14 protein-coding genes and 1 tRNA gene are annotated in these 16,781 nt (G+C 41.7%); 5 read left to right on the top strand and 10 right to left on the bottom strand.

The window, feature by feature from the left end; all coding sequences use genetic code 11:
- The first annotated feature begins 33 nt into the window (after positions 1–33).
- On the top strand, positions 34–3,333 hold the full coding sequence (secA, locus tag BACCOP_RS04150) for a preprotein translocase subunit SecA (RefSeq protein WP_007566639.1): 3,300 nt from the start codon (positions 34–36) through the stop codon (positions 3,331–3,333).
- 277 nt (positions 3,334–3,610) lie between these two features.
- On the opposite strand, the gene BACCOP_RS20955 is transcribed toward secA, so the two are convergent.
- Positions 3,611–4,090, bottom strand: a complete 480-nt coding sequence (locus tag BACCOP_RS20955) for a hypothetical protein (protein ID WP_083779540.1) — start codon at positions 4,088–4,090, stop codon at positions 3,611–3,613.
- A gap of 291 nt (positions 4,091–4,381) precedes the next feature.
- Between BACCOP_RS20955 and BACCOP_RS04145 the strand changes: the two genes are divergently transcribed.
- From BACCOP_RS04145 to BACCOP_RS04135, 3 genes are all read left to right on the top strand, one after another.
- Positions 4,382–5,371 carry a DUF6340 family protein gene (locus tag BACCOP_RS04145; RefSeq protein ID WP_007566633.1) on the top strand — a complete coding sequence of 330 codons (990 nt, stop codon included), beginning with the start codon at positions 4,382–4,384 and terminating at the stop codon, positions 5,369–5,371.
- Positions 5,372–5,433: 62 nt separating this feature from the next.
- Positions 5,434–5,883, top strand: a complete 450-nt coding sequence (locus tag BACCOP_RS04140; RefSeq protein WP_040311807.1) for a hypothetical protein — start codon at positions 5,434–5,436, stop codon at positions 5,881–5,883.
- A gap of 56 nt (positions 5,884–5,939) precedes the next feature.
- On the top strand, positions 5,940–6,938 hold the full coding sequence (locus BACCOP_RS04135; protein ID WP_007566629.1) for an MBL fold metallo-hydrolase: 999 nt from the start codon (positions 5,940–5,942) through the stop codon (positions 6,936–6,938).
- Positions 6,939–6,951: 13 nt separating this feature from the next.
- Here the strand turns inward: BACCOP_RS04135 and BACCOP_RS04130 are convergent, their stop codons facing one another.
- The 9 genes from BACCOP_RS04130 to hisH all read right to left on the bottom strand — a co-directional run bounded on the left by BACCOP_RS04130 (position 6,952) and on the right by hisH (position 16,417).
- The gene (locus tag BACCOP_RS04130) at positions 6,952–7,248 is read right to left on the bottom strand and encodes a DUF4884 domain-containing protein (protein WP_007566626.1); all 297 of its coding nucleotides are present in this window, start codon (positions 7,246–7,248) and stop codon (positions 6,952–6,954) included.
- Positions 7,249–7,440: 192 nt separating this feature from the next.
- A complete protein-coding gene (locus BACCOP_RS04125; protein ID WP_007566622.1) occupies positions 7,441–10,083 on the bottom strand; it encodes a valine--tRNA ligase in 2,643 nt (880 codons plus the stop codon).
- Between the two features lie 231 nt (positions 10,084–10,314).
- Complete coding sequence (gene lysA / locus BACCOP_RS04120; protein ID WP_007566620.1) at positions 10,315–11,475, bottom strand: diaminopimelate decarboxylase; 1,161 nt, start codon at positions 11,473–11,475, stop codon at positions 10,315–10,317.
- Positions 11,476–11,550: 75 nt separating this feature from the next.
- On the bottom strand, positions 11,551–12,870 hold the full coding sequence (locus BACCOP_RS04115) for an aspartate kinase (protein WP_007566617.1): 1,320 nt from the start codon (positions 12,868–12,870) through the stop codon (positions 11,551–11,553).
- Between the two features lie 116 nt (positions 12,871–12,986).
- Positions 12,987–13,667, bottom strand: a complete 681-nt coding sequence (locus tag BACCOP_RS04110) for a cell division ATP-binding protein FtsE (protein WP_007566616.1) — start codon at positions 13,665–13,667, stop codon at positions 12,987–12,989.
- Between the two features lie 4 nt (positions 13,668–13,671).
- Positions 13,672–14,283, bottom strand: coding sequence for a bifunctional phosphoribosyl-AMP cyclohydrolase/phosphoribosyl-ATP diphosphatase HisIE (gene hisIE, locus BACCOP_RS04105; RefSeq protein ID WP_007566614.1), 612 nt, complete (start codon positions 14,281–14,283; stop codon positions 13,672–13,674).
- 18 nt (positions 14,284–14,301) lie between these two features.
- Positions 14,302–15,057, bottom strand: coding sequence for an imidazole glycerol phosphate synthase subunit HisF (gene hisF, locus BACCOP_RS04100; RefSeq protein WP_007566612.1), 756 nt, complete (start codon positions 15,055–15,057; stop codon positions 14,302–14,304).
- A 19-nt stretch (positions 15,058–15,076) separates the two neighbouring features.
- Positions 15,077–15,796, bottom strand: coding sequence for a 1-(5-phosphoribosyl)-5-[(5-phosphoribosylamino)methylideneamino]imidazole-4-carboxamide isomerase (gene hisA / locus BACCOP_RS04095; RefSeq protein WP_007566610.1), 720 nt, complete (start codon positions 15,794–15,796; stop codon positions 15,077–15,079).
- A gap of 30 nt (positions 15,797–15,826) precedes the next feature.
- Complete coding sequence (gene hisH, locus BACCOP_RS04090) at positions 15,827–16,417, bottom strand: imidazole glycerol phosphate synthase subunit HisH (protein WP_007566608.1); 591 nt, start codon at positions 16,415–16,417, stop codon at positions 15,827–15,829.
- 252 nt (positions 16,418–16,669) lie between these two features.
- Here hisH and BACCOP_RS04085 point away from each other — a divergent pair.
- Positions 16,670–16,743 (top strand) — tRNA-Asp (locus tag BACCOP_RS04085).
- The last annotated feature ends 38 nt before the right edge of the window (positions 16,744–16,781 follow it).

The following is a 16,781-nucleotide window of genomic DNA, read 5'->3' as shown; positions in this document are numbered from 1 at the left end:
ATCAATTAGAAATAATAAAAATAACAATATACAATGGGATTTAATGAATTTATAAGCAAACTTTTTGGTAATAAGGCTACTCGCGATATGAAAGAAATTCAGCCGTGGGTGAATAAAGTAAAAGAAGTCTATCCGGAGATTGCTAAGTTGAGTCACGATGAATTACGTGCGAAAACAGAGGAGCTGAAAAAGTATATCAAAGAATCAGCTGTTGAAGAAAACAAGAAGATAGAAGAGCTGAAAGCTACTATCGAAACTACAGATATTGAAAAGCGTGAGCCTATCTTCTCACAGATAGACAAGCTGGAAAAAGAAGTTCTTGAAAAATATGAAAAAGCTTTGAATGATGTGCTTCCTACTGCTTTTGCAATAGTGAAAGATACAGCACGTCGTTTGAGTGAGAACGAAGAAATAGAAGTAACTGCTACTGAAATGGACCGTAATCTGGCTGCTCAGGGCAAAGACTTCGTTCGTATAGAAGGTGATAAGGCTATTTGGAAGAATCATTGGGTTGCAGGTGGTAATGAAATGACCTGGAACATGGTTCATTACGATGTACAGCTGTTTGGTGGTGTAGTTTTGCACCAGGGAAAAATTGCTGAAATGGCAACCGGTGAAGGTAAGACATTGGTAGCTACTCTTCCGGTATTCTTAAATGCATTGACAGGAAATGGTGTACATGTAGTCACAGTGAACGATTATTTGGCTAAGCGTGACTCTGAATGGATGGGACCGCTTTATATGTTCCATGGTTTAAGCGTAGACTGCATTGATAAGCACCAGCCTAATTCTGAGGCTCGTCGTCGTGCTTACATGGCAGATATTACATTTGGTACAAATAATGAATTTGGTTTCGACTACTTGCGTGATAATATGGCTGTCAGCCCTAGAGATCTTGTACAGCGTAAGCACAATTATGCAATTGTCGATGAGGTGGACTCTGTATTGATTGATGATGCACGTACTCCGTTGATTATCTCAGGTCCTGTTCCTAAGGGCGATGAACAGTTGTTCGAAGTACTTCGTCCGCTGGTAGAACGTCTGGTAGAGGCACAGCGTAAATTGGCTACTCAATATCTTGCTGATGCAAAACGTCTGATTGCTTCTGATAAGAAAGAAGATGTAGAGGCCGGTTTCCTTGCTCTGTTCCGTAGCCATAAAGCATTGCCTAAGAATAAGCCACTTATTAAATATCTGAGTGAGCCGGGTATCAAGGCTGGTATGTTGAAGACAGAGGAAATCTACATGGAACAGAACAACAAGCGTATGCCGGAAGCGGTAGAGCCGTTGTACTTCGTAATCGACGAAAAACTGAAGAGTGTAGATTTGACAGATAAGGGTGTTGATTTGATTACTGGTAATTCGCAAGATCCTACTCTTTTCGTTTTGCCTGATATTGCAGGACAACTTTCTGCTTTGGAAAATGAAACAGGACTGAGCGATGAAGAAAAGCTTGCAAAGAAAGACGAACTGCTTACTAACTTTGCTATTAAGTCAGAACGTGTTCACACCATCAACCAGCTGTTGAAAGCATATACCATGTTCGAAAAGGATACTGACTACGTTGTAATGGACGGACAGGTTAAGATCGTTGACGAACAGACAGGACGTATTATGGATGGTCGTCGTTGGAGTGACGGTCTGCATCAGGCTGTAGAAGCGAAAGAAGGTGTTAAGATTGAGGCTGCTACTCAGACATTCGCTACTATCACCTTGCAGAACTACTTCCGTATGTATCACAAACTTTCTGGTATGACCGGTACTGCTGAAACAGAAGCAGGAGAGTTCTGGGATATCTATAAACTGGATGTTGTGGTAATTCCGACTAACCGTCCGATTGCACGTATTGACATGAACGACCGTGTATATAAGACTAAGCGTGAAAAATATAAAGCGGTCATCGAAGAAATCGAAAAGATGGTTCAGGCAGGACGTCCAGTACTGGTAGGTACTACTTCAGTCGAAATCTCTGAAATGTTGAGTAAGATGCTTACTTTGCGTAAGATTCAACATAATGTCCTGAATGCGAAGTTGCATCAGAAAGAAGCTGACATTGTAGCGAAGGCTGGTCAGAGCTCGACTGTAACTATTGCAACTAACATGGCAGGTCGTGGTACCGATATTAAGTTAAGTCCGGAAGTTAAAGCTGCCGGAGGTTTGGCTATCATTGGTACAGAACGTCATGAATCACGTCGTGTAGACCGTCAGTTGCGTGGTCGTGCAGGACGTCAGGGTGACCCGGGTTCTTCTGTATTCTTTGTATCATTGGAAGATGATTTGATGCGTTTGTTTGCTTCCGATCGTCTTGCTAACTGGATGGATAAGATGGGATTCAAGGAAGGGGAAATGATCGAACACAGCATGATTTCCAAATCCATCGAACGTGCCCAGAAGAAAGTGGAAGAAAATAACTTCGGTATCCGTAAACGTCTGCTTGAATACGATGATGTGATGAATAAGCAACGTACTGTAGTTTACACGAAGCGTCGTCATGCTTTGATGGGTGAACGTATCGGTATGGATATTGTCGACATGATCTGGGATCGTTGTGTCAATGCTGTTGAACAACCTGATTACGAAGATGTGAAGATGGAAATTCTTCAGACACTGGCTATGGAAACTCCGTTCAGTGAAGAAGACTTCCGTAACAAGAAGAAAGAGGATTTGGCAGAACAGACTTTCCAGGAAGCTATGACATTGTTTAAGCGTAAAACGGAACGTATGGCTGCTATAGCTAATCCGGTAATTAAGCAAGTGTACGAAGCACAGGGACATATGTATGAAAACATTATGATTCCTATCACTGATGGCAAGCGTATGTATAATATTTCTGTAAACTTGAAAGAAGCATACGAAACAGAATCTAAGGCTATCGTGAAGGCTTTTGAAAAAGCTATTTTGCTTCACACTATTGATGATGCATGGAAGGAAAATCTGCGTGAGCTGGATGAATTGAAACATTCTGTACAGAACGCAAGCTATGAACAGAAAGATCCGCTGTTGATCTTCAAGCTTGAATCTGTTACGTTGTTCGATAATATGGTTGGCAAGATTAACAATAACACGATTTCTATCTTGATGCGCGGACAGATACCTGTTCAGGAACCACAGCAAGTGCGTGAAGCTGCTCCGGAACCAGAACGCCCTCGTCAGCAGTATCGTGAAGAAAAGCAGGACTTGAATGATCCGGATCAGCAGGCAGCAGCTGGACGTGATACACGCGAAGCAAAACAGGAGCCATATCGTGCTGAAAAAACAGTAGGTCGTAATGATCCTTGTCCTTGCGGTAGTGGCTTGAAGTACAAAAACTGCCACGGACGTGATAAAGTGTAAGTTTTGACTGAGAAATAAATAAAGTTTGAGAATGTCATTCTTCGAGTGTGAACTCGTGGGATGACATTCTTTTTGTATGCTCGGCATGAGTATTAGCTAACGGGTGCAAGTCCCCAATGAGCCCTAATAGCGGGAATCATACAGCCAAAAGCAAGGGTGTCCATCGCGAGTTGGAATCTGAAAGAAGCTGGCGGCAAACATCTGGTCTGACGAACAGAAACTTCATATAAGGCATATGACCGTGGGTAAGGTTGCGAAACAAACTAAAGCCCTATAGCTATTCGGGACGGTTAGTGTAAATGGAGCAGACATAAGATTGAAAGTTAATACCCTTATCCGAGGAGGTCTCACGGACATATGGTGAGGATGAATGATTCGAAGTACCATGATGGAGTAAAGCTTGCCGTGAGAAGTCAGCAGAGGTCGTAGTACCCAAGGCATGCATGCCTATAGGGAAGGACCAAACTTTATTTAAACGGCATAACTGAAAACTACCGTTTGTTGGAACGAATGCATAAAACCAAAACAGAAGTATTGGGCTACCTTTAAAGAGATAGGACGGAATCCGAAGGGTATAAAGGAGCGCAGACCTACAAATGGATGGTTGAAGAAGATGTCGTGGAAGTGTCTTTCGAAGAATACGAAAGGCATCCATAGTAAAGAACCGCCGTATGCCGAACGGCACGTACGGTGGTGTGAGAGGTCGGAAAACGAAAGTAGGAAGAAAACTACTTCGTTTTCCTCCTACTCGATTTATTTTCTTTTAAAAGAAAAGGGTATTCTTTCTTTCCCTTTACGCTCTCTGCAATATTTTTCTTTGGTGCTGATAAATGCTTATTTATTTGTACAAAAATGATGAAAGTTTGTACAGAAAAAAATAAAATATCACGATGTTTTCTTGAAAAGATGATGAAGTTTTTTTCGTTTATTGGTATTGAATGTCATCTGTTAATGAGTGATGTTACAAATCTTAATATGTGTATCTAAATTTTTTCGTTTAAATTCTTTTTTATAGCTTTGTTTCGTTAGAGTTTTATTTAAATAGACTATGATGAAAATATATACTTTGTGTGCTGTTGCACTGATGTGCTGCCTTGCATCTTGTAGTTCGATACAAACTTTGACGTTCGATCAGTTGTGTCCGGCTACAGTGAATTTTCCCGAACGAGTTAGAAATGTTGCGGTCGTTAATAATATGCCTGCTACTCCAGAAGCCAAAAGGACTTTGCTGACATTGGGAGAAATGAATGGAAATGGTAAGAAATCGGCAGAAATGCTGGCTTCTTCATTGGCCGATTCCAAATATTTTAATCAGGTGATGATTTGTGATTCGGCTTTAAATGATACTCATTTTGCGGGTAGACGGATTCTTACTCAGAAAGAAGTGCAGCAACTCGCTGGTGAACTTGATGCTGACCTTATTTTTTCATTGGATCAGGTCGGTATCCAGACTGAGCGTGATGAACTTGCTTATCCGGGGATTGCTGCATCATGGCCGGTTATTAAAGCAAAAGTTACTCCTGTTTTAAGCATTTATCTACCGGAGCGTGAAAGACCGATACAGGTGATTGCTAAAACAGACAGTTTGCAGTGGGATGCAGGCTTGGCTCCTTCAGACAGGCAGATGCAGGAGGAAGCAGCTTCATATGCTGCATATATGCTTACCCAGATGCTGGTGCCTTACTGGAAACAAACAGAACGTATATATTATGACGGTGGTTGTGTAGAAATGCGTGATGCAGCTGTTTGTGTAAGAGAAAACGACTGGCAGGGTGCATACGATTTATGGAAATCACTGTTCGATCATAGCAAATCGAATAAGCTGAAAATAAAGTCAGCTTTTAATCTGGCTTTGGCTTCTGAAATGCAAGGTGATTTACCTCAAGCTGAAAAATGGATGAAAGAGGTTGAAAAACGAGTAACTGCCGGGTCAGACGAAGAAGCAGTGTGGAAGTTTTATGCCGCACAGTTGGCAGAAAGGTCGAAAGATTTTCCTTATTTAAATGCCCAAATGGGCCGTTTTGGAAACAAATTCTAGCATTATCTGTTGCGCGAAAGATTTTTTTTGTACATTTGAGGTAATAAAATTCGATAAACATGATGAACATTAGTGAACAGTCGCACGCTTCTATAGCTTCTGCTTTGGAAGAAGCTCTCAGCAGATATGCTGTGAAAAATGATAGTTCGGTAGTAACAGATATTCATTTGCAGCCAAAACAAGATAGCGGAGAACTAGTTGTCTTCAACGATGATGATGAAGAGCTGGCACGTGCCGTTATTGCTGAATGGGTGGATTATGATGGAGAAGACTTTTATACAGAAGTCGAGCCATTGCTCCGTGCGGAAGTTACAGCATTGAAAAATGAAAAAGGTCTGGACAAGCTTTGCCTGATGAAGCCTTATTCGTTTGTACTAGTAGATGAAGAAAAGGAAACTGTTTCGGAACTTTTGCTTATAGACGATGAGGACACTTTATTGCTAAGCGACGAGTTGCTGAAAGGACTTGATGAAGAACTGGATGCCTTCTTGAAAGATTTGCTGGAAAAATAATCAGTAAATCTATCTGCTTCTAGAAAAAATATCGGTGACTTATCAAATTTAATACTATGGGGGAGCGCATTACCTTTCGTAAAAATGAGCGTCTGCATACGATTAATCCCCGTTGGAGAGGAAATCCAATTGTTAAGGGGAAGTTTTTCAATCGTCAGCATCGCTGGCGTCCGGGAATGGGTAGTGTGCTTAAATGGCGTTTTTCCCCCAATCCGCAGCGTAAGGAAAAAAGAACGATAAAATGGAATCCGAAGGTTCATTTTCTTCGTTCTTTGGATGCTGTAGTGGGTAATACATTGATATGGCTTGGTCATAACTCTTTTTTCCTGCAGGTAGGAGGAAAGCGTTTTATGATAGATCCTGTATATGGAAGTATTCCTTTCGTAAAGCGTAGAAGCCAGTTTCCTGCCAATCCTTCCATATTTACTAATATTGATTATCTGCTTATCAGCCACGATCATTTCGATCATTTGGACAAACCGAGTGTGGCTCGTCTTTTTGCCGATAATCCGCAGATGAAACTGTTTTGTGGTATTGGTACGGGTGCTTTGATAAAGAGCTGGTTCCCGACAATGGAAGTGATTGAGGCTGCGTGGTATCAACAGCATCGTGATGGCGACTTGCGATTGACGTTTCTGCCGGCACAGCATTGGAGCAAGCGTGGAGTAAACGATGGGGGAGAACGGTTGTGGGGGGCTTTTATGATAGAAGCCGATGGTATTACAATCTACAACAGTGGTGATACAGGATATGCCCGTCATTTCAGCGAACTTTCGGAACTGTTTCCACATATCGATTATTGCATGATAGGAATAGGTGCGTATAAGCCGCGTTGGTTTATGAAGCCTAATCATATATCACCCTATGATGCACTTACGGCTTCGACAGATATGAATGCCCGTATCACCGTACCGATGCATTACGGTACGTTCGATCTTTCAGACGAGCCTTTGTTCGATCCTCCTCATGTCTTTGCAGCAGAAGCCCGTAAGCGAGATATGCCCGTTCTGCTTCCTGAACTGGGAGAAATTGTCAAGCTCAGTCACCAGCGCTAATGCTGAGAAATTTTTATTTTCCCGTTTCTTTAGGTGCTATTATCAGATTATCTTTGGGTACGACGATGGTCCGTTGGGCTGTCGAGTCATTGTTTATGCTGGTTACTTCGCCCTTTGTGGTAAAGTATACATAATTTCCCATGTCATAAAAACGGTAAACTTTTACTCCATCGTGTTCGAACAGGTAACTTATAGTATATGTATCGTTATTCTGAGGTGCTTTGTTCTGAATAGGTATTCCTACGCCACAGGAGGAGAATATCATGGAGCACAGAGAAATAAGGCCTGTATAAAATAAACTTGCTTTCATGCTTAAAAGTTTGGGGTTATTCGTTTTCACAAATATATCCAAAATTCTGATTATACAGGAGTTTATGGCTGGAATTTATTTTTATAGCAGTATGCTGAAAGGAGTTTATCTGAGGAAATGAATGGGGAATAAAAAAACTTGAAGCAGGTTTGATGTATTCCTGCTTCAAGTTTATTATAGAGGGTATTTAATTTACTTTTTCAGTGCAGCAATGCTTTCTTTCAATGCGGCAATCTTAGTTTCAGCATCAGCTTGTTTTTTACGTTCCATTTCAATAACGTTTGCCGGTGCCTTGCTTACAAATTTTTCATTGTTCAGTTTCTTCAATACGCTCTGTAAGAATCCTTCCTGATACTTCAGGTCTGCTTCCAGCTTCTTCAGTTCTTCTTCTACGTCGATAAGATTACCCAGCGGTATGAAGTATTCTGTTGTGCCTACCATGAATGAAGCAGCACCTTCTGGCTTACTTTCTACTACAGTTACAGCAGAGAGGTTTGCCATCTTCTTCACAACCTCTGCATATGCCATCAGCTGAGTGTTTTCTCCAAGTACGAGCATTTCGAGTACTTCTTTCTGTGCAATGTTTTTCTGCAAGCGGATGTTGCGGATACCTGAAATGATTTCTTTCAGCTGATCGAATGCATTGCAAAGTTCGTTGGCTGTCTGTAAGTCACGACCGCAGAAAGTTTCCAGCTGAGCAACCATGATACTTTCTCCCGGTTTGCGATCGTAGATATGCTGCCACAATTCTTCTGTGATGAATGGCATAAACGGATGAAGCTGACGCAACAGAACATCGAAGAAATGTAATGTAGATTCGTATGTCTTTTTGTCGATAGGCTGACCGTATGCAGGTTTTACCATTTCCAGATACCAGCTTGAGAATTCATCCCAGAACAGTTTGTAAACCAGCATCAGCGCTTCGCTCAAACGATATTTGCTAAACAAGTCGTCCATTTCGGCAGAAACCTTAACCAGCAGGTTATCGAACCATTCGGTTGCCAGCTTAGCATATTCCGGCTGTTCGATGTCGGCGACTTGCCAGCCTTTTACCAGACGGAAAGCATTCCATATCTTGTTGTTGAAGTTACGTCCTTGTTCACACAGTGCATCGTCGAACAAGATATCGTTTCCGGCAGGTGCAGAAAGCATCATTCCCATACGTACACCGTCAGCACCATATTGCTCTATCAAATCCAGCGGATCGGGTGAGTTACCCAATGATTTTGACATCTTGCGTCCAATCTTATCGCGTACGATACCGGTGAAATATACATTCTTAAACGGCATATCGCCCATGTATTCATAGCCGGCCATAATCATACGTGCTACCCAGAAGAAAATGATATCCGGACCAGTTACCAGGTCGGAAGTAGGATAGTAGTATTTGATTTCTTCATTACCCGGATTGTTGATACCGTCGAAGAGTGAGATAGGCCACAACCATGAAGAGAACCAAGTATCCAGACAGTCGTCATCCTGACGCAAGTCTTCTACTTTCAGATTTTGGTTGCCGGTTTTTTCTTTAGCCAGTTCCAAAGCCTTTTCAGGAGTTTCGGCTACTACAAAGCCACCTTCTGGCAAGTAATAAGCCGGAATACGGTGACCCCACCACAACTGACGGCTGATACACCAGTCTTTGATGTTTTCCAACCAGTTGCGATATGTATTTTTATATTTAGCAGGGTAGAACTTCAGTTCGTCGTTCATTACAGGAGGCAAAGCCATGTCTGCAAAGTGCTGCATGCGCAGGAACCACTGCATAGAAAGTTTCGGCTCGATAGCTACGTTGGTGCGTTCAGAGAAACCTACCTTATTGGTGTAAGCTTCTACCTTTTCTAGCAAGTCGGCAGCAGCCAGGTCTTTTTCAATCTGTTCACGAACATCAAAGCGATCCATGCCTACGTACATACCAGCAGCTTCGCTGATAGTTCCGTTGTCGTTGAAAATATCGATAGAAGGCAGGTTGTATTTTTCTCCCAGCATATAGTCGTTTACATCGTGTGCCGGAGTTACTTTCAGACAACCGGTACCAAACTCAATGTCTACATAGTCATCTTCGATAACCGGAATGACACGTCCAACCAGCGGAACGATTACTTTCTTACCTTTCAGCCACTGGTTTTTCGGGTCGTTTGGATTGATACACATTGCAGTATCACCCATAATTGTTTCAGGACGTGTAGTAGCTACTACTGCATATCTGCCTTCCGGATCGCCTTCTACTTTGTAGCGCAGATAGAAAAGTTTACTGTGTTCTTCTTTGTAAATAACTTCTTCATCGCTGAGGGCAGTCAAAGCTTTCGGGTCCCAGTTTACCATACGTACACCGCGGTAAATCAACCCTTTATTGTATAAGTCAGCGAAAACTTTAATAACACTTTCGCTACGTTTTTCATCCATTGTGAAAGCAGTGCGGTCCCAATCGCATGAAGCACCCAGTTTACGGAGCTGCTTCAAGATAATGCCTCCGTGTTCTTCGGTCCATGCCCATGCGTGTTTCAAGAACTCTTCGCGGGTAAGGTCGGTTTTCTTTATACCCTGTTGAGCCAGTTTGTTTACTACTTTAGCTTCTGTTGCAATAGAAGCGTGGTCTGTTCCCGGAACCCAGCAGGCATTTTTGCCAGTCATACGGGCGCGGCGTACCAGAATATCCTGAATGGTATTGTTAAGCATGTGTCCCATGTGGAGCACTCCGGTTACGTTTGGCGGCGGAATCACGACGGTATACGGTTGGCGTCCGTCGGGTTTAGAACTGAAAAGTTTATTGTCCAGCCAATACTGGTACCATTTCCCTTCCACATCAGCGGGATTGTACTTACTTGCTAATTCCATTTTTCTATATCGTTTTTAAATGTTTGTTTTTATACGTTTTAGGTTGCAAAATTAATAAAAGTAGTTGGATTTCTGATATTATGCCCCGAAAAACGTCTTTCTATGGCTGTATAAAATTTTACCCCTTCATACCAGTCAGCGTATGAAGGGGTAAAAACGGCTGCATACCTGGGTTGGTATGCAGTTTTTTATAAAGAATATAAACTTTTTTCTTAGTTACCTTCCGTTTTCTTAAATCAATTCGTCGGAAGTGTATCCCTGAGGCAATGTGCGGCAGTTATAGCCTGAAGCCATAATTTCACCGTAAGCTCCGGCAGAACGGAGTGCGATAAGATCGCCTCGTTTCACACGGTTCAGGTCGATAGCTTTGCCGAAAACATCAGATGATTCACAGATAGGACCTACTACATCATAAGTTTCGTTCGGTTCTTCGGAAGTAATGTTCTCTATCTTATGGTAAGCCTGGTAGAGAGCCGGACGGATAAGGTCGGTCATACCTCCATCGACAATAGCAAACTGTTTGTTTGTTCCCTGTTTTACGTAGATAACTTTAGTGATAAGACTTCCGCACTGACCTACTACAGAACGTCCTAATTCGAAGTGTAATGTCTGTTGCGGACGCAGCTTCAGATGTTTATGATAAGTAGCAAAATAATCAGCAAAGTCGGGGATAGGCTGGCGGTTCGGATGAGCATAGTCTATACCAAGTCCACCACCGACATTGATATGTTCTACGATGATCTGGCGTGCGTAAAGTTTTTCCTGCAAATCGTTTATGCGATTACACAGAGCTACAAAGTCTCCCATATCCAGAATTTGTGAACCGATATGGAAGTGCAAGCCTACAAACTTCACATTGTTCATTTCGAGTGCACGGTCTATCACCTTATCCATGTCTTGCATGCTGATACCAAACTTGTTCTCTGCAAGTCCGGTGGTGATATTGGCATGGGTATGTGCACCGACATCCGGATTGATGCGGAAAGCTACTCGGGCTATTTTTCCTTTTGCTGCTGCCAGTTCGTTGATTACTTCCAGTTCTGGAACAGACTCTACATTAAAGCAGAAAATGTCGTGATCTAGTCCCAGGTTTATTTCACGGTCGGTTTTTCCGACTCCTGCATACACAATTTTGCTTGCTGGGAATCCTGCTTTGATTGCTGCTGCAATTTCACCTCCACTTACACAGTCTGCTCCCAGTCCATGCTCACGGATAATGCTCAACACCTTTGGATTAGCATTAGCTTTAATTGCATAGTGCACACAAAACTTATTGTATTTGGCAGCCTCTGTACGGATTACGTTTAACGTATCTCTCAGCAGGTTTGCATCATAATAATAAAACGGGGTTTCCAGTTCGCGGAATTTATTGATGGGAAATGTTCCTTTCATATACTGTAAAGAATTAAGTTGTAAAAAAAACGGACGATGCGATTCAAGTATAACCGTATCATCCGTTTTCTTTGATTATTTATTATTAAATAAAACGTCGCTTAATGATTGCAGTGCTGTCTTCTTATCCGATTCTCGAATCAGGAACGAAATGTTGTAATTGCTTCCTCCAAACGAAATCATACGTACAGGAATGTTACGCATTGCCTGGATAGCTTTTGCTTCAAATCCGATATTTTCCCATTCCAGATCTCCCACAACGCAAACGATACACATGTCATGGTCTACGGTTACAGTACCATATTTCTTCAGGTCGTTTACGATTTCATTCAGATGTTTGGTATTGTCAATAGACATCGATACACCTACTTCAGAGGTACAAACCATATCGATGGGTGTCTGGTAGCTTTCGAAAATCTCGAATACTTTACGCAAGAAACCGTGAGCCAGTAACATACGGCTTGACTTGATCTTAATAGCAGTGATATTGTCTTTTGCTGCAACAGCTTTAATCTTACCTTTTTCAGTTTCGTTTGAGATAAGTGTACCCGGTGCACTTGGTTCCATTGTGTTGAGCAGACGTACCGGAATATTAGCATATTTGGCAGGTTGCACACAAGTCGGGTGCAGAATCTTAGCTCCGAAGTATGCCAGTTCTGCAGCTTCTTCGAAGTGAAGCTGACGTACCGGAGAAGTTTTGTCTACCACGCGCGGATCATTATCGTGCATTCCGTCAATATCAGTCCATATCTGGATTTCTGAAGCGTTTACAGCTGCACCGATAAGAGAAGCAGTATAATCACTACCTCCACGTTGCAAGTTGTCTATTTCTCCGTAAGCATTGCGGCAGATAAATCCTTGTGTAATATATATTTCCTGTCCAGGATTTGCTTCAAGCTGTAAAGCCAATTTCTCGCGGATGTAGTTTAAGTCGGGTTCGCTGTTTTTGTCTGTGCGCATAAATTCCAAAGCCGGAATCAAAACCGCTTTCACGCCTTGTTCGCAGAGATAATTAGTTACCATGTTGGTAGAAATGATTTCTCCCTGTGCAAGAATAACTTTTTCTTCGAACAGTGTAAATATATCCTTTGTGAAAGATCGGATGTAGTCGAATACCGATTTTACGAACTCCAGAGTCTTCTGTTTATACTCTTCGGTAGAGAAAAGTTCATCAATATGCTGTTTATATTTTGCTTCCAGCTTATTGACTACTTCGTTTGCTCCTTCGGGATTTTTCTTGTATAGATAATCCGAAATTTCAACCAGTGTGTTGGTTGTACCCGACATTGCAGACAATACTACTATTTTCTGCTCGCCATCAGTAATTAATTTGGCAACATCTTTCATTCTCTGTGCAGAGCCTACTGATGTTCCTCCAAACTTTAAGACTTTCATTTCTAGTTTCGAATTTTAATTGTTCTATAAAATACTCTTTCTTTTGGGCGCAAAGATACGAATATTTTATGGTTCTTTTTAATAATGATAATAAAATCTCTAACAATTTGTCTTTTTTAGTATTCACTTGCTTCGCGCAACTGATGTTGTCCGCAACAGTATACTTTTCCTGGAAACTCGCTTAAAAGGTTCAGGTTGTGGGTTGTCATGATGATAGCCGTACCCTGTGTACATATTTCCTGAAGCAATTTGACGATGTTTCTGCCTGTCTCTACATCCAGGTTTCCGGTAGGTTCATCAGCCAGGATTATTTCAGGCTTGTTCAATATAGCACGTGCTATGACGATACGCTGCTGTTCGCCGCCTGAGAGTTCATTCGGCATCTTGTAGCCTTTGTTTTCCATGCCTACCAGACGTAATACTTCTTCAATGCGACTTTCTCTTTCTGAAAATAGCTTCCAGCCTGTAGCACGCAGTACGAAATCCAGATTATCGTATACAGTACGATCGGTCAGAAGCTGGAAATCCTGAAATACGATGCCCAGTTTCCGTCGCAGGCTGGCAATATTTTTTTGCTTGATGGTACGCATATCGTAACCCAATACAGTTGCTTCTCCTTCGCATATATCCAGTTCACCGTATATGGTTTTCAGGAAAGTCGACTTACCGGTACCCACTTTTCCTATCAGGTAGACGAACTCACCTTTTTTCAGTTCAAAGTTTACATTGTTCAGTATGCCTAGCTCCTGCTGGTTGATATCTACATTTTTATAACTTATGAGTGGTTGGTCTTCCATAAAATCAATGTTTCTTCCAGTTTTCGCTGTGGCGTTCTTTTAATTCGCGTGCTAAATCTTCAATGCGGTAACCTTTCGATGTCAGCAGTACGATAAGGTGATAAAGCAAGTCGGCTCCTTCATAAATCAGGCGTTCGTCTGTTCCGTTGCATGCTTCGATGATTGTTTCTACTGCTTCTTCGCCTACTTTCTGAGCCATTTTGTTGACTCCCGATTTGAAAAGACTTGTCGTATAAGATTTCTCAGGCATTTCTTCATGACGTTTGTCGATGAAGTCTTGCAACTCTTTCAGGAACATAATATCCTGTTCGTTCTTTTCACCCCAACAAGTATCTGCTCCTGTATGACAAACTGGTCCTGCAGGATTTACCTTTATCAGCAGCGTGTCATTGTCGCAGTCGGCCGCAATGGAAACTACATGCAGGAAATTACCGCTTTCTTCACCTTTTGTCCATAATCTGTTTTTGGTGCGGCTAAAGAATGTGACTTTTCCAGTTTCCACTGTTTTATTGTATGCTTCTTCATTCATGAATCCCAGCATCAGTACCTTTTGGGTATAATTATCTTGAATGATGGCAGGAACAAGTCCGTTCATCTTCTCAAAATCTAAATCCATATTTTATATATTTTAAAGTTAAACTCTAACGTTGATTCCTTCTTTGCAAAGGTATGCTTTTAATTCGGGAATAGGAATCTCACCGAAATGAAAAACGCTGGCGGCTAGTGCTGCATCCGCTTTTCCGATAGTAAAAGCATCTCTAAAGTGCTCCTTGCTTCCTGCTCCTCCCGAAGCGATGACGGGAATGGTCAGTATTTGGCTCAGTTGGGACAGGGCATCATTGGCGTAACCGTTTTTTACTCCATCATGGTCCATACTTGTGAACAATATTTCTCCTGCTCCGCGTTCATTGGCTTCCCGAGCCCATTCAAAAAGATTCCGGTCCGTTTCTTTCCTGCCGCCGTTCAGGTAACATTTCCACCCGTCTGCTGTTTGCTTGGCGTCGATTGCTACTACGCATACTTGAGAGCCAAAGTGAGAGGCTATGTCATCTATCAACTGTGGATTGCGGATAGCCGAAGAATTGATGGAGATTTTATCAGCTCCGGCGCTGAGCAGACAATCTACATCGCTTAATTCATGGATGCCTCCTCCCACCGTGAAAGGTATGCTGATATGTGCAGCAATACGTTTTACCAGGTCGGTAAAGGTTTTTCGTCCTTCGTGACTGGCTGTTATATCCAGATATACCAGTTCGTCAGCCCCTTGTTCGCTGTATATCTTTCCTAGCTCTGCAGGATCACCGGCTTGTCGGAGATTTACAAAATTCGTTCCCTTTACGGTTTGTCCGTCTTTGATATCCAGACATGGGATAATTCGTTTTGCTAACATATATATTGTACTATTTTATTTAAAGATAACGGCTTAACTCTCTCAGTGAAATTTTACCTTCGTACAAAGCCTTTCCTACAACTACAGCAGGTATACCTGATTCGTGTAGCTTCAGAATATCATCAATATTGCTTACGCCTCCGCTTGCTATCAGATGTATATCGGGAAAGGCAGCCATAATATCTTTGTAAAGTGGAGTAGAGGGACCTTCCAGCATTCCATCGCGGCTAATGTCAGTACAGAGCACTTTGTTGATACCTTTTTCTATATAGTTTTTAAGAAACGGCATTAGTTCTTGAGTACTCTCTTCCTTCCATCCGCTAATAGCTATCTTGTTGTCTTTTACATCGGCTCCGAGTATTATTTTCTCTTCACCATATTTTTCTAACCACTGGCAAAATAATTCGGGTTGTTTTACGGCTATGCTTCCCAATGTAACCATCTGAGCTCCGTTGTCGAAAGCAATGACAAGATCTTCATCACTTTTTACACCTCCTCCGAAATCGATTATCAAAGATGTCTGACTTGCAATTCTGTCAAGAACTCGATAATTTACTACATGATGTGAAGCTGCTCCATCCAGATCGACTACATGCAAGCGGCTTATTCCGTAAGCTTCGAATTCCTTGGCAACTTCTACCGGATTTTCGTTATATACCTTTTGTGAGTCATACTTACCTTGTGAAAGACGTACACATTTTCCGTCAATGATATCTATGGCAGGAATAAATTCTATCATAATATTATTTATATCGTTGGAGAACAATGTTTATAAATCGAGAAAATTTGTGAGAATTCTTTCTCCGTTTTTACCACTTTTCTCAGGATGAAACTGTGTTGCATAAAAGTTATCTTTATGCAATGCAGAACTGTAAGGCAGAATGTAGTCTGTCTGAGCAGCCGTGCAGTCGTTCAGAGGAACGTAGTAACTATGTACGAAGTAGACATATTCTTCGCGGTTGAACCCCCGGAACAGATCACTATTGGTATGTGAAATTGTATTCCATCCCATGTGTGGAATTTTGTCCTCATGTTTTAGAGGTTGGAAACGTTTTACTTCAGCATCAAATATACCCAGACAGTCTACATTTCCTTCTTCCGAATGTTTACACATCAGCTGCATGCCCAGACAAATTCCCAATACAGGTTGTTTCAGTTCTTTTATAAGTCTGTCAAGTTGATTATCCCGTAAATATTGCATGGTATTGCGTGCTTCTCCTACTCCAGGAAAAATAATCTTGTCTGCCTTTAGCAGCAATTCCTTGTCTGCTGTTATGACAGGAGTTATTCCCAGACGGCGTAGGGCATAATCTACGGAAAATATATTGCCAGCATTGTATTTTATGATAGCTACATTCATTCTTTTATTTTATTTGTATTTTTGCAAAAGTAACGAAATATTGTGAACTTCCTAATATTTCTGACAAAAAGTTCATTGTATGCATCTGGTTGTAACAAGTTTTCTCTAAAATGTGCAATATTTAGGCTTTTAAGCATGTCTGTTGGTGAGAAAAAATAAAGAATTTACAAGCAAACTATTGCAGATTAAGGAAAATGTACTACCTTTGCAACCGCAATCGAGAGAGATAGCAAAATTAAGAATAAAAATAATGGTGCGTTAGTTCAGTTGGTTAGAATACATGCCTGTCACGCATGGGGTCACGGGTTCGAGTCCCGTACGCACCGCTGAGACTCAAGGACAACTGAGAGTCTAAAAGCGACAA

This window comes from Phocaeicola coprocola DSM 17136 (assembly GCF_000154845.1).
Classification (GTDB): domain Bacteria; phylum Bacteroidota; class Bacteroidia; order Bacteroidales; family Bacteroidaceae; genus Phocaeicola; species Phocaeicola coprocola.
This window is presented reverse-complemented; position numbering and strand designations above follow the sequence as displayed.

Bases quoted from the DNA above. Each gene is read 5' to 3' on its own strand.
- secA (WP_007566639.1), top strand. From the start codon at position 34: ATGGGATTTAATGAATTTATAAGCAAACTTTTTGGTAATAAGGCTACT.
- BACCOP_RS04145 (WP_007566633.1), top strand. From the start codon at position 4,382: ATGATGAAAATATATACTTTGTGTGCTGTTGCACTGATGTGCTGCCTT.
- BACCOP_RS04140 (WP_040311807.1), top strand. From the start codon at position 5,434: ATGAACATTAGTGAACAGTCGCACGCTTCTATAGCTTCTGCTTTGGAA.
- BACCOP_RS04135 (WP_007566629.1), top strand. From the start codon at position 5,940: ATGGGGGAGCGCATTACCTTTCGTAAAAATGAGCGTCTGCATACGATT.
- BACCOP_RS04130 (WP_007566626.1), bottom strand. From the start codon at position 7,248: ATGAAAGCAAGTTTATTTTATACAGGCCTTATTTCTCTGTGCTCCATG.
- BACCOP_RS04125 (WP_007566622.1), bottom strand. From the start codon at position 10,083: ATGGAATTAGCAAGTAAGTACAATCCCGCTGATGTGGAAGGGAAATGG.
- lysA (WP_007566620.1), bottom strand. From the start codon at position 11,475: ATGAAAGGAACATTTCCCATCAATAAATTCCGCGAACTGGAAACCCCG.
- BACCOP_RS04115 (WP_007566617.1), bottom strand. From the start codon at position 12,870: ATGAAAGTCTTAAAGTTTGGAGGAACATCAGTAGGCTCTGCACAGAGA.
- BACCOP_RS04110 (WP_007566616.1), bottom strand. From the start codon at position 13,667: ATGGAAGACCAACCACTCATAAGTTATAAAAATGTAGATATCAACCAG.
- hisIE (WP_007566614.1), bottom strand. From the start codon at position 14,283: ATGGATTTAGATTTTGAGAAGATGAACGGACTTGTTCCTGCCATCATT.
- hisF (WP_007566612.1), bottom strand. From the start codon at position 15,057: ATGTTAGCAAAACGAATTATCCCATGTCTGGATATCAAAGACGGACAA.
- hisA (WP_007566610.1), bottom strand. From the start codon at position 15,796: ATGATAGAATTTATTCCTGCCATAGATATCATTGACGGAAAATGTGTA.
- hisH (WP_007566608.1), bottom strand. From the start codon at position 16,417: ATGAATGTAGCTATCATAAAATACAATGCTGGCAATATATTTTCCGTA.